Origin of the sequence: Cupriavidus plantarum, from assembly GCF_905397285.1 — a bacterium.
Classification (GTDB): domain Bacteria; phylum Pseudomonadota; class Gammaproteobacteria; order Burkholderiales; family Burkholderiaceae; genus Cupriavidus; species Cupriavidus plantarum.
On sequence record NZ_CAJPUX010000002.1, the window covers coordinates 1,040,556 to 1,056,223 of the forward strand.

The window sequence follows — 15,668 nt, forward strand, 5'->3', positions numbered from 1 at the left end:
GAACGAGGAGTCCGGACATGATCGAAGTTGTGCAGGCGTTCGACCGCAAGCCCATCGCGGACATCGAGAGCGACGACGCCGCCGCGCTCGAGCGCAAGCTCGTGACCGCGCGGCGGCTGTTCCGCGACCGCACCGCATGGATTCCCGTGCACGAGCGGATGGCGATCCTGGAACGGCTCGCCGCGCTGATGGCGGCCGAACGCGATGCGTTGGGCATGCAGATCGCGCGGGAGGGCGGCAAGCCGCTGACCGATGCGCTCGTCGAAACCGATCGCGCGATCGACGGCGTACGCAATGGCGTCGACGTGCTGCGCACGAAGGCCGGGCGCGAGATCCCGATGGGCCTGACCCGCGCGAGCGACGCCCGGCGCGCGTTCACGATCGTCGAGCCGATCGGCGTGGTGGCCGCGATCTCCGCGTTCAACCATCCGTTGAACCTTGTCGTGCATCAGATCGTGCCTGCGATCGTCGCGGGGTGCCCCGTCATCATCAAGCCCGCCGGCCCCACGCCGCTCTCGTGCCTGCGCTTTGCCGAGCTCGTGCGCGAGGCGGGCCTGCCCGATGGCTGGTGCCAAACCTTCGTGCCGGAATCCACCGATCTGGCCGAGCGGCTCGTGACCGATCCACGCGTCGCGTTCCTGAGCTTCATCGGCTCCGCCCGCGTGGGCTGGTATCTGCGATCCAAACTCGCCCCGGGCGCGCGATGCGCCCTCGAGCATGGCGGTGTCGCGCCGGCGATCATCGACCGCTCGGCCGATCTCGACAAGATCGTCGAGCCGCTGGTCAAGGGCGGCTATTACCACGCTGGGCAGGTCTGCGTCTCGACCCAGCGCATCTACGTGCATGCCGATCGGGCCGACGCTTTCACCGAACGCTTTGCGGCGCGGGTCGCGCAACTGAAGGTCGGCGATCCGACGCTCGCGGAGACCGAGGTCGGCCCCCTGATCACGCCAAAGGAAGCCGCGCGCGTGCAGAGCTGGATTGCTGAAGCGGTGGCCGGGGGCGCGCGCCAGCTCGGCGGCGGCAGCCTGAGCGAAACGACGCTCAAGCCGTCGGTGCTGGTCGAGCCGCCCCGGCATGCCAAGGTGTCCACGCTCGAAGTCTTCGGCCCGCTGACCTGCATCTATGCGTACAAGGACATCGACGAGGCTATCGAATCGGCCAATTCGCTCCCCGTTGCATTCCAGGCGAGCGTGTTCACGGAAAACCTGCGCGTCGCGCTCGATGCCGCGGAACGCCTCGACGCCTCGGCCGTCATGATCAACGACCACACCGCGTTCCGCACGGACTGGATGCCGTTTGCGGGCCGCCGCGAATCCGGCTACGGCATCGGCGGCATTCCGTGGACCGTCGACGAGATGACCGAAGAGAAGATGATCGTCTTCAAGTCCTGAATTTTCAAAGACTCACGCAGGAGAACCATCGATGTTGAAACACGCTGTGCGGGCGCTGACCGCTCTCGTTCTATGTACCGGACCGCTGGGACCGGCCCACGCGCAACAGGCGGCACCCGTCACCATGGGCCAGATCAACCTGACCTTCTACGTCGCCACGGGCGCCGTGGTGCAGGCCGTGCTCGAAGACCTCGGCCACAAGGTCACCGTGTCCGAAGGCAATCACCCGACGATCTACGAACGGCTCGGCAAGGGCGAGGTCGACATGCTCGTCGCATCGTGGCTGCCGAATGCGCATGGCAGGCTGCAGGCGCCGCTGGCAGACCAGCTCGTGGAGGCGACCACGCTATACGAGAACGCGAAGCTCTACTGGGCCGTGCCCGCGCATGTGCCCGTGTCCGCGGTGCGTTCGGTCGACGACCTGCGCAAGCCCGACGTGGCCGCGCGGATGGACAAGGACATCGTCGGCGTGGGACCGGGATCGGGTCTGATGGTGGGCTCCGGCGAGATCATGAAGCGCTATGGGCTGGAGGCGGCCGGCTACAAGCTCGGCATCGCGCCGGCGCCGGAATGGGCCAGGCGCCTTGGCGATGCGACGGCATCGGGCAAATGGATGGTCATGCCGCTTTGGCAACCGCAGTATCTGAACGCGGTCTATCCGGTGCGCGTCCTGGAGGAGCCGCAAGGCGTGTTCGGCACCGACCGCGCGGTGGTCGTCGTGCGCAAGACGGCCTGGGAAACGTGGCCCGCGCGTACGCGCACGGTGCTGTCGCGCGTGCAGCTCGGCATTCCCGTGGTGACGGAGCTGGAGCGGCAGATCGTCGTGGAGAAGAGGCCGTCCGCGCAGGTCGCGCGCGACTGGATGCGCGCGAACCCGGACATCGTGAAGGCCTGGTTCGCGCAATAAGGGACGCAACCAGGGGCGCAACAAGGGGCGCAACAAGGCGGGGAATAGCCGGTGTCGGCGGTCAGGCGGCGCTGGCGATGGCCGCCTCGAGCGCCTCGGTGGCCGCGGCGCGCGCGCTGCTCACATCGAGCAGCGTCTTGCGGAACGATTCGACGAGCGGCCGCAGGTTCACGCGATGCCATGCCGCCCACAGCGGCGTGCGATAGGAGAACCACGGCAGTTCATGCAGCACCACGCCATCGGGCGCCTGATGACGCAGGCTCTGCTGGATCGTGGTCACGCCAAGGCCTGCCGCCACGAGGCCCAGCGCCGCCAGCGGCTCCGTCGCTTCCATCTTGATCGTCGGCGTAAAGCCCGCCCGCGCGCACGCGGCGATGAACGTGTCGTGCCGCAGCACGCTCTCCTTGTGCATCACGCCGATCCAATCCTGCGCCGCGAGGTCGTCGGGGGTGAACTGCGTTGCATGCGCCAGCGGATGAGAGGCCGGCAGCGCCAGCAGCATCGGATCGTTGAGGACCTGCGCCGCGTCGAGGTCGGCATCGTCGGCGGCAGGGGGTTCGCACACCAGCGCGATATCGAGGCTGCGCTGACGCAGCCCTTCGAGCTGCGCGGAGGACTGCTGGTTATAGAGCGCGATATGCACGGCGGGGCGCGTCTCGCGCAACTGCCGTAACGCATTGGGCAGCACGCCCGAATGCATCGCATATTCGAGGTAGCCGATGCAGAGGCCGCCTTCGTCGCCGCTGCCGAGCCGGCGCGCGAGCGATTCCAGCCGGCTCGCGTGCGTGAGGAAGGCGCGCGCCTCCGCAAGGAACACGCGGCCGTCGCGCGTGAGGCGAATGCGCTGCTGCGCGCGCTCGAACAGCACGAGGCCCAGCTTCTCCTCGAGTTGCGCGATCTGCCGGCTCAGCGGGGACTGGGAAATATGCAGCCGTTCGGCGGCGCGGCCGACGTGCTCGTCCTCGGCGACCGCCACGAAGTAGTGAAGTTGGCGGATATCCAGCATGCGGGTACTCCTGTGTTTCAAGTCCCCTGCATTTTGTCCCGAGCGGCGACGCGCCGCAACTGCATGACGCGCGTGGTGCGCGCAAGTGGCGCAAGCGCGCAGATCAGGCCGCCGCGCAGGAACATCACGGTGCCAACGAACAGCAGGCCGCTGACGATCGTGACCGATTCGCCTAGCGACTGGAATGCGGGAATGCCGGTAAGCGATGCGAGCGAGGCGCCGATGTCGCCGATGCGCGTCTCGAGCGTGACGATAACGAGCGCGCCGAGCACGGGACCCCAACGTGTGCCGATACCACCGAGCAGCGCCATCAGGATGACTGTGCCCGACATCGACCAGTGCACATCGGTCAGCGTCTCGAAGCCGAGTACCAGCACCTTGAGCGATCCGGCAAGACCGGAGATCGCGGCCGACAGCACGAAGGCGATCAGCTTGAAGCGGTCCGCGTCATAGCCCAGGGAGATCGCGCGCGGCTCGTGCTCCTTGATGGCGGCGAGTACGGACCCGAACGGCGAGGCGACGATACGACCAAGCAGTCCGAACGCGGCCGCGACGATCGCCACGACCACGTAATACAGCACGCGGTCGTCGTCGAGCGGCAGCACGCCGAACAGGTTGCCGCGCGGCACACCCTGCAGGCCATCCTCGCCGCCCGTGAACGGCGCCTGCAGGCATACGAAGTACAGCATCTGCGCGAGCGCGAGCGTGATCATCGAAAAGTAGATGCCCTGGCGCCGAATGGCCAGCGCGCCCATGCCGGCGCCCAGCAGCGCGCCCGCAAGCGTACCCACGAGCAACGCCAGCTCCGGGGTGATGCCCCAGTGTTTGAGCGCATGACCCGCGATGTAGCCCGCCCCGCCGAACAGCGCAGCATGGCCGAACGAGAGCAGCCCCGCATAACCGATGAGCAGATTGAACGCGCTCGCGAACAGCGCGAAGCACAGCACCTTGAGCACGAACAGCGGATAGACGCCGGCAAATGGGGCGATCAGGATGACGGCGAGGATCGCCGCGGAAGGGAGATAGGTGAGGGGGGTCTTGTTCACGTTGAGGATCCGGCCTATTTTTCCTTGCCGAACAAGCCGGCGGGTCGAACGAGCAGCACGACGGCCATGATCGCGAATACGACCGTGGCCGACGCCTCGGGATAGAACACCTTGGTCAGGCCCTCGATGACGCCGAGGCCCAGACCCGTGAGAATCGAACCCATGATCGAGCCCATGCCGCCGATCACGACCACCGCGAACACGACGATGATGAGGTTCTGGCCCATCAGCGGCGAGATCTGGATCACCGGCGCGGCGAGCACGCCCGCGAACGCGGCCAGCGCGACGCCGAAGCCATAGGTCAGGGTGACCATCAGCGGCACGTTGATGCCGAAGGCCTCGACCATCTTGGGATTTTCCGTGCCGGCACGCAGATATGCGCCCAGCTTGGTCTTCTCGATCACGTACCACGTGGCGATACAGACGATCAGCGATGCCACCACGACCCACCCGCGGTAGTTCGGCAGGATCATGAAGCCGAGATCGGTCGCGCCCTGCAGCGCTTCCGGCGGCGAGTACGGCAGGCCTGACACACCGTAGATCGAGCGCAGCACGCCTTCGATCACGAGCGTGATGCCGAGTGTCAGCAGCAGGCCGTAGATGTGATCGAGCTTGTAGATCCAGCGCAGCATCGTCTTCTCGATGATCACGCCGAGCGCGCCGACAACGATGGGCGAAAGCAACAGCATCACCCAGTAGCTCAGGCCCGCGTACTCCATGCCGGCCCACGCGAGCACGGCACCGAGCATGAACAGCGCCCCGTGCGCGAAGTTGATCACGTTGAGCAGGCCGAAGATCACGGCGAGCCCGAGACTCAGCATCGCGTAGAACGCGCCATTGACGAGGCCCAGCAGCAGCTGGGACAGCAGCGCGGGCAGCGGGTAACCGAAGACATCCATCGTGTCAGACCCCCAGCAGTTCGTTGAGAATGGGCATCCGGGCCTGGAGCTCGCTGGCCGCGAAGCGCTCGACGATGGCGCCGTGCTCCATCACGTAGAAGCGGTCCGCGAGCGGCGCGGCGAAGCGGAAGTTCTGCTCCACCATCACCACCGTGTAGCCCTTCTTCTTGAGCGTGAGAATCATGCGCGCGAGCGCCTGCACGATGACGGGCGCAAGGCCTTCCGAGATCTCGTCGAGCAGCAGCAGGTTCGCGCCCGTGCGCAGGATGCGGCCGACGGCGAGCATCTGCTGTTCGCCGCCCGAGAGTCGCGTGCCCTGGCTCTGCCGGCGTTCGGCGAGGTTCGGGAACATCTCGTAGATCTCGGCCTCTGTCATGCCCTCCTTGATGCCCTCCTTTATTGCCGCCCGTTGATGGTGCTTCAGTGAGGGCGGCAGTCTCAGGTTCTCCTCGCATGAAAGACTCGAGAAAATGGCCCGTTCTTCGGGGCAGTAGCCGACGCCGTAGTGCGCAATCTTGTGCGTGGGCAGCCCGATGGTCTCGTGGCCGTCGATCCGGATCGAACCCTTGCGCGCACCGGTCAACCCCATGATCGCGCGCATGGTGGTGGTGCGGCCCGCACCGTTGCGGCCCAGCAGCGTAACAACTTCGCCGCGCTGCACGGTGAGATCCACGCCGTGCAGGATGTGCGATTCGCCGTACCAGGCGTGCAAGCCCTGGATCTCGAGGGCGGGGCTAGTGGATGTCATCTCAATGTGCCCCCTGCAGTTCGGCGTCCGCCGTGCCCATGTACGCTTCCATCACGCGCGGGTCCTTCGATACCTCCGCGTACGGTCCCTCGGCGAGAATCGCGCCACGCTGCAGCACGGTGATCTTGTCCGCGATCGATGACACGACGTTCATGTTGTGCTCGACCATCAGGATGGTGCGGCCCACGGAGACCTTCTTGATCAGCTGCGTCACGCGGTCCACGTCTTCGTGGCCCATGCCCTGCGTGGGCTCGTCCAGCAGCATGAGCTCAGGCTCCATCGCGAGCGTGGTGGCGATCTCGAGCGCGCGCTTGCGGCCATACGGCAGGTTCACCGTGACCGTTTCCGCGAACTCGGTGAGGCCCACCTGCTCGAGCAGCGCCATCGCGCGGCCGTTCAGCGCGTCGAGCGAACGCTCGCTGCGCCAGAACTGGAACGCGGTGCCGAGCTGCCGCTGCAGACCGATGCGCACGTTCTCGCGCACCGTGAGGTGCGGGAACACGGCGGAGATCTGGAACGAGCGGATCACGCCGCGGCGCGCGATCTGCGCGGGTTTCTCGCGCGTGATGTCGATGCCGTTGAACAGGATGGTGCCCGTTGTCGGTTCGAGGAACTTCGTCAGCAGGTTGAAACATGTGGTCTTGCCGGCCCCGTTGGGGCCGATCAAGGCATGAATCGAACCACGCTTCACGCGCAGGTTCACGTCGCTGACCGCGGTAAAACCCTTGAACGTCTTGGTCAGCGCGTGCGTCTCGAGTATCAGATCGTCTGGAGTCATGCCGTGTACGAGCCTGAGGCCGGGCTACTTCGAGGCGTTCTTGAAGACCCGGCACTGGCTGCTGCTGGCCGGCAGGAACACGTCGTCGCCGGGCAGCGTCTTCTCCAGGGCATAGAGGTCCCACGGCCCCTTCGACTCCTCGGGGTTCTTCACGCGGAAGTAGTAGTAGTCGTGCACCATGCGGCCATCCGGACGCAGCTTGGGATTGCGCACCACGTCGTCCTGAATCGGCATCTGGTGCATGGCGCGGATGGCGACCTGCGCGTCATCGGACTTGCTCGCCGCCACGGCCTTCAGATAGTGCAGCACGGACGAATAGACCCCCGCGTGCGTCAGCGACGGCGGACCCTTCTTGTAGATGTCCATGAACCGCTTGCTGAAGCGCCGCGTGCCGTCATCGATGTCCCAGTAGAAGCTTTCCGGGAAGCGCAGCCCCTTTGCCTGATCGAGACCGATACCCTTGATCTCGTAGACAGTGGGGAAGAACGCCGCCTGCATCTTCTTGGCGCCCAGCTTGAACTGGCTCGCGGTCTTGATGGCGTTGGCCGAGTCCGCCCCCGAGTTGACATAAGCGATCACATCCGCGTTGGACTGCTGCGCGGCGATGATCTGCGAGGACATGTCGCTGCTGTTGAGCGGATGCTTGGACTCGCCGATGGTCTGTGCGCCCAGTGCCTCCAGCTGCTTGCGCGCCTCGGCGGAGGCCGCGTTGCCGTAGGCGTAGTCCACCGTGATGAAGTACCAGCGCTGCTTGGCCTGCGCGATGCCCTTGATGGCCGCGGCGGTCTGCGAGTAGGTGTCCCACATCCACTGCACCACGTATTCGGGCTGGCAGTCTTCGTTGGTGATACGCACCGGACCGCCCGCGAACAGCGCGGCCTTCTTCTTCTGTACCGCGAGGCTTTCCATGGCCAGGGCCACCGCGGAGTTGACCATGTCGGCGTAGGCATCCACCTTGTTGACGTCGGCCCACTCCCGCGCCTTGGCCAGCGCGATGTCGGTCTTGTTCTGGTGGTCGGCGGACAGCAGCTCGATCTTCAGACCCTTGCACTCCTTGGCGAGACAGTCGTCGATGGCCATCTGCGCGGCCACGACCGAACCCTGGCCGGAGAACTGCGAGAACGCGCCCGACATGTCGGTCAGCAGCCCGATGCGGACCACGCCGTCGGAGATCTCCGCTTGCGCGGCGCCCGGTAAGGCAACGCCAGCGCACAGCAGCGCGGAGGCCGCGATCGATTGGCAAAGCACAGCACTGAAACGATTCTTCATGATTTCCATTCCCCCAAGGAGTGCCAGTGTCACGCGGCTCAGCGCGCGCCGGCTACCATGCCGTCACAGATGTCGGCTTCCACCAGTTCCGGGCTGCGCTCGCGCACATCGCCGTAACCGCCGCCACCGCCCATGAACACCTTCACGCGATCTCCCTTGTTCAGCGTGACCATCGACTTCGACGCCAGCCGCTCGGTCACACCGTTGCGCGTGATCTCGCAGTAGCCGCGCTTGCCTTCCTCGCCGCCGAAGAGCCCCCGTGGTGCATAACGATGACGGTCCGCGTAGATTGCAAATACCACGCCATCCTTGAGGACCGAGTATTCGCGGCTGAAGCCGGCACCGCCACGGTGCTTGCCCGTGCCGAACGAGTCCGCTTCCAGCGCATAACGCTCCAGGCGGAAGAAGTCGTATTCCATGTCGAGCGCTTCCGCCGGCGTGTTCGCGCAGTTGGAGAGCGGAGAGTCCACCGCATCGCAACCGTCGCCGTGTTCCGAGCCGCCGTACCCGCCACCGAAGATTTCAAGATAGACGCTGTAGCTCTCGTCGCGCTGGATGGAGAAGCATGCGGCGGTCAGCGTGTCGAAGCCCGTGGCGATGACCTTCTCCGGGACCACCGTCGACAACGCGCGCATGACGGCGTTGTAGATGCGGTAGTTCGCTTCCAGGCGCGCGCGCACCGGCGACGGCGGGGCCGGGTTCAGGATCGACCCGTACGGCGCCGAGATCCGGACCGCGCGCAGGATGCCGTCGTTGAACGGGATGTCGGGAGAGGTCAGGATGGACTTGACCACCGTCACCGCCGCGGACACCGTGCACGAGTAGGGCGAGTTGAGGTTGCGGCGCACCTGCGGGCTGCTGCCGTCGAAGTCGATATCGATCGAGTCGCCGGCCACGGTGACCTTGGCCTTGATCAGCAGCGGCTCGTCGCTGACGCCGTCGTCGTCGATCACGTCCTCGCCGTAGTACACGCCATCCGGCACCTGCTGGATCGCGGCACGGAAGCGGCGCTCCGAGTAGTTGACCATCTCGGCCATGACTTCCGTGACCATGGCTTCGCCGTACTTGTCGCAGAGCTGCGTGACGCGGGCATTGGCGATGGCGTTGGCGGCGAACATCGCGTTCATGTCGCCGATGGTGAGGTCCGGCACGCGGATGTTGGCGCGTACGAGCTGCTCGAACGGGCCGCCGTCCCAGTCCTTGCTCTTCGACCATTTGGTCAGCGGCAGGCGCAGGCCTTCCTGATAGATGTCGCTCGCACCGGGGTCCAGGCCCGGCGCGCCGCCGCCGAAGTCGATCTGATGGGCCACGCTGGCCGCGAAGCCGATCAGTTTGCCCTGATAGAAGATCGGGCAGAAGATGTACACGTCGGGCAGGTGCTGGCCGCCGGAGTACGGATCGTTCGTGATCATGAAGTCGTCCGGCGTGATCGTCTCCGGCGGATGCTTCTTGAGCAGCGCCTTGAGCGTCATGCCGATGGGACCCAGCTGGATCGGAATCAGCTCGGCCTGCGCGACGATGTCGCCGTGCACGTTAGCAATGGCGGCGGAGCCGTCGCTGGCTTCACGCAGGATGGTGGTATACGCGGAACGGATCAGCTTGACGCCCATCTCGCGGGCGGCTGCGAGCATGCTCTGGCTGATGATTGCGTTGTCGAACGGATTGACCGGCATGCTCAGGCCTCCTTGGAGAGAATCAGGTTGGATTGCGAATCGACGGCGGCTTTCCAGCCAGCGGGTACGAGCACCGTGGTGGTGTAGTCCTCGAGCACGGCGGGGCCCTGCACCGATTGGCCGCCCGTCGCGAGTCCGGTCACGGTACGGCGCGCGCAGGGCGCCCACTGCGTACCGTCGTACAGCGCCGGTTCTCCGGCGGCGGCGGTGGCACTGCCGGTGTTCTGCGAGGTGGCGGCAAGCGGCGGCGCGGTCAGCGTGGCCCCGACGCGCAGCGCGACCACTTCCATCGGGCGCCCCGACTTGTCGCTGTGGAAATAGATACGGTGGTGCGCGTCGATGAACGCCGCTTCCAGACCCGCGCGATCGAGTTTTGCGAGGGCTTCCGCGTCGAGTTCGAGCGGCACTTCGAAGGCCTGGCCTACGTAACGCATTTCGAGCGTGAAGCCGAACGTCAGCGGCTGGTCGAACGACATGCGAAGGAACTGGGCTTCGAGGTCCTGCTTCATGGCCGCGAAGCGCTTTCGCAGTTCCTCGCAGGTATCGTCGGCCACCTGCACGCGGTGCGTCATCGTCTCGTACTTGATAAAGTCCGAGGCGAGCAGGCCGTGAGCGGAGGTGACGCCGGGATTCGGCGGGGCCACCACGGTGTCGATGCCGAGTTCCTCGGCGATCTGCGCCGCCTGCATCGGGCCGGCGCCGCCGAACGGCACGAGCACATAGTCGCGCGGGTCGCGGCCGCGCTCGGTCGAGACCAGCTGGATGGCGCGGACGATGTTCGCATTGGACAGACGCACTGCGTTATACGCGACGGCCTCCACGGGCAGCCTGAAGTGCGCGGCCAGCGCGTCGAAAGCGCGGTGGGCGGCAGCGACGTCGAGCGACATCTGGCCGCCCAGGAACGCTTCCGGGCGCACGGTGCCGAGCACGACGTGCGCATCGGTGATGGTCGGCTGTGTGCCGCCCTTGCCGTAGCAGGCGGGGCCCGGTTGCGCGCCTGCGCTTTCCGGACCCACGCGCAGCATGCCGCCGTCGTCGATCCAGATCAGGCTGCCGCCGCCGGCGCCGACGGACACGATATCGAGCACGGGCGTGCGCACGGGCAGGCCGTCGATCTCGGTTTCCGGCGCGAGCGTCGGCTTGCCGTCCTGCACCAGGCACACGTCGGAACTCGTGCCTCCCATGTCGAACGTGATGATATTGCGATGGCCCGAGCGCACGACCTGGCGCACGGCGCCGACGACGCCCGCCGCGGGACCGGAGAACAGGGCGCTGATGGCGTTCTCGCGCATCGCTTCGGCCGGCAGGCGGCCGCCGTTCGACTGCATCACCGAGAAGCGGCCGCGGAAGCCTTCGCGCGTCAGCGTCTCGGTCAGGCGGCCGAGGTAGCCGGCGATGACGGGCTGCACGAAGGCCGACAGGGTGGCGGTGCTGGCGCGTTCGTATTCGCGGAATTCGCAGGCGACCTGGTGCGAGCAGGTGACCACGATGCCCGGCAGGGCGTCGCGGATCAGTTGCGCGAGGCGCAGTTCGTGTTCGGGATTGCGGTAGGCGTTGAGCAGGCAGATGGCGACCGAATCGTAGGCGCCGGCTTCGAGCAGCGGCAGCACTTCGGCGCGGAAGCGGCCTTCGTCAAGGGCGCGCTCGACCGTGCCGTCGGTCAGGACCCGCTCGCGGGCCTCGAAGCAGGCACGCCGCGCGACCGGCGGTGCGGGCTTCTTGTAGAACAGGTCATAGATCTGACGGCGATCATGACGCTGCAGGAACAGGATGTCGCGGAACCCCTCCGTCGCGACGAAGGCGACCTTGCCGCCCTTGCGCTCGAGGACGGCGTTCGTCGCAACGGTAGAGCCGTGCGCGAAATCCTCGATCTGCGAAAAGTCGATGCCCGCGGCGCGCAACGCATTGACGACGCCGATGTCCGGCGACGAAGGCGTGCTGGGCACCTTGATGACACGTACCTGTCCGCCGCTATGCGCGACGAGGTCCGTGAACGTTCCTCCCACTTCCACTCCGACTTTCATTGCGTTTCCTCATTCCTTGCGGATCGATTGACGGTGCGAGCGGTCGCCGATGTTGCCGATGCACGCTTTGGTGCGGACGCCGGCGCCGTTCTGGTGCGCTTGCACAAAAAAGTGCGACACGGTAATCGCTATGCGATATACTGTGTCTGTGCAGCGATTACGGAAAGTCTACGAAGAAGTCGGCGTTCGGTAAACGCTTATATGCGTTCGCATATCGATTAATTTGTTACGGAAAAAGGGTTGCCACATGGACAGCGATCTCAAGGATTCGCCGATGTTCAACCAGTCGGTCGAGAAGGGACTCGCCGTGCTGGCCGCGTTCGGCGCCCGCAACCGGCATATGAGCCTGGGCCAGATCGCGGAGATGGTGGGCATCACGCGCAGCTCCGCGCAGCGCATCGTGTTCACGCTCGAGGCGCTGGGCTACGTCACGAAGGACCCGCATACGCGGCGATACGAACTGGCCAACAAGGTGATGGAGATTGGCTGCAACTACGTCGCCTCCAATACGCTGATCGACAGCGCGAACCCGTTCCTTTCCGCGATGAACAGCACGTGCGACGAGACGGTGTCGCTCACCGAACCGTGCGGGCTCAACATGGTTTACGTGGCGTCGTTCACGAGCCGCAAGCCGATCGTGGCGCACCAGGCCATCGGCAGCCGCATGCCGATGTATTGCACGGCTGCGGGACGCGCATACCTTGCCGGACTGCCGGACGCCGAGATTCAGTCGCTACTGCGCGAGTCGGACGTCAAGCCACTGACGTCGCACACGAATCTCGATCGCGAGCAGATCTTCAAGCTCGTGCTGGAGGGGCGTGCGCGCGGCTACTCGATCAACTTCGAGGAGTACTACCTCGGACATCTCAACGTCGGCGCGCCGGTCTACAACAAGGATGGCCGCGCGGTGGCGGCGGTGCACGTGGTGGCGCCGGGTAGCCGCTGGACGGCCGAGGAGGTCCTGGGGAAACTGGGGCCCATGGTCCGGGAATGCGCGGGCGCCATCACCAACGCCGTGCGCGCGCACTGATGCGAGCTGAGGACCACTGAGGCCCATTGAGGCCCACTAAGGCGCGCCCGATGTCAGGACGTGAGGGGGGCAGTCGTCACGCGCAGCGGGGATGGTAGCCGTGCGGGCGCGGCGATGGACAGTACGGACGGGGACGCCGGTTCGGGCGCCAGGGGGAGGGTGCCCACGGGTTCGGCGGCGCTCGGTTCGGCGGCAATGGCCATGGCGCTGGTCGCCTCGTCCAGGCGCATCGCGGCGTAGGTGCGCGTGGTGTCGAGCAAGCGTAGCCGCGTGCGCCCATCGACGGTGTTCACCGTCACCAGCGACTTGTCGATCAGGTCGCCGATCGACTCCGCGGCCTCGGCCGTCGTGCACAGGTCGTCCGCCGCGACGGCGACCGCCGCGTCGAGCGAAAACTCGCCAGTGAATACGCTGAGCCGGTACAACACCATGCGATCCCGCACCGGCAGGAGATTGCAGCTCCAGTCGAGCATGGCCTCGACCGTGCGGTGGCGCGGTGCCGCATCGCGCCGTCCCCGCCACCGCAGCGCCAGCTGGTTGCCGAGCAGATCGGCGACGCCCTGTATGCCATACCGCCCGACGCGGCTGGCCACGAGTTCGATGGCCAGCGGATTGCCGTCGAGCCGCCGGCAGATGCCCGCCACCACGGCGGCCTGCTCGTTGCTCAGCGGCGGATGATGGCCGCCTTCCAGTGCCCGTTCCATGAATAGCTGTACGGCCGGCCATGCGAGCGCCTGCCGGGCGGTGAGCCGCCCCGTATGCGGCGGCGACCCGAGCGGCCGCAGCAGATAGACCGACTCTCCATGCACGCGCAGCGCCTCGCGGCTCGTGACGAGCAAACGAGTGGACGGCGCATGCGAGACGAGTTGTTCGACCAGCGATGCCACGGATTCGATCAAATGCTCGCAGTTGTCGAGCACGATCAGCATCCGCCTCCCGGCGAGGAACGCCAGCAACTCCTCGAGCCGGTCGCCGCCCGTGACATGGAGCCCTACGGCGGCGATGACATGGTCGAGCACGAGCACGCCATGTTCCACCATCCCGAGATCGACGAAGCATGTGGCATCGGTACGGTCGTGCATGGCATGCGCGACGAGCACCGCGAGCGTGGTCTTGCCGACACCGCCCGGACCCACCACTGTGACGAAGCCGCGGCTGGCGACCATCTCCGAGAGCTCGGCGAGCTGCTCCTCGCGACCCAGGGCGCGTGCGAGCGGCGGCGGCAGCGGGCGCGGCATGCCGATACGGCGGACCGGCGTGGTGACCCGTTCGGTGGGAATGCATTGCAGAGGCGCGACGAAGCAATAGCCACGCCCCGCGATGCTGGCGATATACCGGATGCCCTCGGTGCCGCAACCGAGCTTGCGACGCAGGTTGGCCATCTGCACACGCACGTTGGAATCCTCGACGACGAGGTCCGGCCACGCAATCGCCATGAGATCTCGATGCGACAGCACCTCGCCGGCCCGATCGACCATGGCCACGAGCATGTCGAACGCGCGGCTCCCCAGCGGGACGTCCGTGCCGTCGCGCTGGAGCACGCGTGCGTGCGGGTAGAGCCGATAGGGCCCGAACACGAAGATGTCGCTCATGATGGGAGTCTCTCGCGACGAAGGGTAGACGGGTGCGAGGCGGCTACGGATGACGAGTGCATGTCATCCGTTTTACCGGACCGTTGACGCGCGCGTGGTTAAGTCGGGTAAATCGCGGTAAATCCTTAGCCGAGGGGCAGCGGCGCGTTCTCCGCCACCAGCCGTTCCGCACGCAGCTCGCGCCAGAAGTCGGCCGGGATGACCTCGGCGAGGGCGGCCACGTCCTCGGCGATGCGTTCAGGCTTGCTCGCGCCCGGAATCACTGCGGCCACCGCGGGATTGGCCAGCGCGAACTGCAGCGCGGCGGCCTTGATGCTCACCCCGTGGCGCAGGGCGACCGACTTGATCCGTTCGACCCTGGCGATGATGTCGGCCGGCGCCTTCTGGTATTCGAAGTGCGCGCCGCCCGCCAGGATGCCGGAACTGTAAGGACCGCCGACGACGATCTCGGTCTGGCGCTCGGCCGCCTTGGGCATCACGCGCTGGAGGGCGCGCTCGTGGTCGAGCAGCGAGTAGCGGCCGGCGAGCAGGAAGCCATCGGGCTGCGCTTCGCCCAGATCCAGCGTCAGTTCGATGGGTTCGACCTTGTTGACGCCGAGGCCCCAGCCCTTGATCACGCCCTCATCGCGCAGACGGGTCAGCGCGCGGAACGCGCCCTTGCGGGCCGCCTCGAAGTACGACAGCCATTCGTCGCCATAGAAATCCTGTGCAATGTCGTGAATCCACACGATATCGAGGCGGTCCGTCTTCATGCGCTCCAGGCTGTCCTCAATGGAGCGCAGCGTGGCGTCGGCCGAGTAGTCGTTGACGATCTTGTTCGGGCGGCCAGCGGCGAACACGCCGCTCTTCTCGCCCAGCGAACGGGCGCTGGCGTCCTCGATCTCGTCCAGGATGATGCGGCCGACCTTCGTGCTCAGCACGTAGTCGTCGCGCTTGTACTGCCCGAGCACTTCGCCAAGACGGATCTCGGCGAGGCCGGCGCCGTAGAACGGCGCGGTGTCGAAGTAACGCACGCCCTGGTTCCAGGCCGCCTCGACGGTGGCCCTGGCTTCCTCTTCGGGAATGGCGCGGAACATATTGCCCAGCGGGGCGGTGCCGAAGCCGAGCACGTGGCCGGCGAGTGTGTTGCGGATACTCATGATGATCTCGTTTCTCGATAAGAAGTGGATGAAGGGCAGTCTAGGTGGGGGACTTGAGCCTGTCCAAGACGGAATGTGGATGAGTTGAGTCTCATCCGGTCTCAATTGACGGCCTTCACGAGGATTAACCCGCCATTCACGCATCGCGCTTCGGTCTGGGCCT

At 66.1% G+C, this 15,668-nt stretch carries 13 protein-coding genes; 3 read left to right on the forward strand and 10 right to left on the reverse strand.

The genetic code is table 11. The features are described 5' to 3' along the window. Nucleotides 1-17: 17 nt before the first annotated feature. Nucleotides 18-1,394: an aldehyde dehydrogenase family protein gene (locus KHP16_RS13420; protein ID WP_211960375.1), complete on the forward strand. Its 1,377-nt coding sequence runs from the start codon at nt 18-20 to the stop codon at nt 1,392-1,394. Nucleotides 1,395-1,425: 31 nt separating this feature from the next. Further along, a complete protein-coding gene (locus KHP16_RS13425; RefSeq protein ID WP_211960376.1) occupies nt 1,426-2,301 on the forward strand; it encodes a glycine betaine ABC transporter substrate-binding protein in 876 nt (291 codons plus the stop codon). A gap of 61 nt (nt 2,302-2,362) precedes the next feature. On the opposite strand, the gene KHP16_RS13430 is transcribed toward KHP16_RS13425, so the two are convergent. The 8 genes from KHP16_RS13430 to KHP16_RS13465 are packed head-to-tail and all read right to left on the reverse strand — an operon-like array spanning nt 2,363 to nt 11,744. Beyond that, the gene (locus KHP16_RS13430) at nt 2,363-3,307 is read right to left on the reverse strand and encodes a LysR family transcriptional regulator (protein ID WP_109582834.1); all 945 of its coding nucleotides are present in this window, start codon (nt 3,305-3,307) and stop codon (nt 2,363-2,365) included. Between the two features lie 17 nt (nt 3,308-3,324). After that, nucleotides 3,325-4,353, reverse strand: coding sequence for a branched-chain amino acid ABC transporter permease (locus KHP16_RS13435; RefSeq protein ID WP_244835788.1), 1,029 nt, complete (start codon nt 4,351-4,353; stop codon nt 3,325-3,327). 14 nt (nt 4,354-4,367) lie between these two features. Continuing rightward, nucleotides 4,368-5,252, reverse strand: coding sequence for a branched-chain amino acid ABC transporter permease (locus tag KHP16_RS13440; protein ID WP_211960377.1), 885 nt, complete (start codon nt 5,250-5,252; stop codon nt 4,368-4,370). 4 nt (nt 5,253-5,256) lie between these two features. Next, entirely contained in the window at nt 5,257-6,000 is a 744-nt protein-coding gene (locus KHP16_RS13445) for an ABC transporter ATP-binding protein (protein ID WP_211960378.1), read from the reverse strand. A 1-nt stretch (nt 6,001) separates the two neighbouring features. Continuing rightward, a complete protein-coding gene (locus tag KHP16_RS13450; protein WP_211960379.1) occupies nt 6,002-6,778 on the reverse strand; it encodes an ABC transporter ATP-binding protein in 777 nt (258 codons plus the stop codon). A gap of 24 nt (nt 6,779-6,802) precedes the next feature. Beyond that, a complete protein-coding gene (locus tag KHP16_RS13455) occupies nt 6,803-8,047 on the reverse strand; it encodes an ABC transporter substrate-binding protein (RefSeq protein WP_179593643.1) in 1,245 nt (414 codons plus the stop codon). A gap of 38 nt (nt 8,048-8,085) precedes the next feature. Further along, nucleotides 8,086-9,720 (reverse strand): hydantoinase B/oxoprolinase family protein, encoded by a 1,635-nt coding sequence (locus KHP16_RS13460; RefSeq protein ID WP_115954529.1) that lies wholly within the window; start codon nt 9,718-9,720, stop codon nt 8,086-8,088. A 2-nt stretch (nt 9,721-9,722) separates the two neighbouring features. Further along, a complete protein-coding gene (locus KHP16_RS13465; protein WP_109584382.1) occupies nt 9,723-11,744 on the reverse strand; it encodes a hydantoinase/oxoprolinase family protein in 2,022 nt (673 codons plus the stop codon). A 247-nt stretch (nt 11,745-11,991) separates the two neighbouring features. Between KHP16_RS13465 and KHP16_RS13470 the strand changes: the two genes are divergently transcribed. Then, nucleotides 11,992-12,774, forward strand: coding sequence for an IclR family transcriptional regulator (locus tag KHP16_RS13470; protein WP_109584381.1), 783 nt, complete (start codon nt 11,992-11,994; stop codon nt 12,772-12,774). Nucleotides 12,775-12,827: 53 nt separating this feature from the next. Here the strand turns inward: KHP16_RS13470 and KHP16_RS13475 are convergent, their stop codons facing one another. Continuing rightward, nucleotides 12,828-14,366 carry an ATP-binding protein gene (locus KHP16_RS13475; RefSeq protein WP_211960380.1) on the reverse strand — a complete coding sequence of 513 codons (1,539 nt, stop codon included), beginning with the start codon at nt 14,364-14,366 and terminating at the stop codon, nt 12,828-12,830. A 125-nt stretch (nt 14,367-14,491) separates the two neighbouring features. Beyond that, entirely contained in the window at nt 14,492-15,505 is a 1,014-nt protein-coding gene (locus KHP16_RS13480) for an aldo/keto reductase (RefSeq protein ID WP_109584379.1), read from the reverse strand. Nucleotides 15,506-15,668 lie beyond the last annotated feature (163 nt).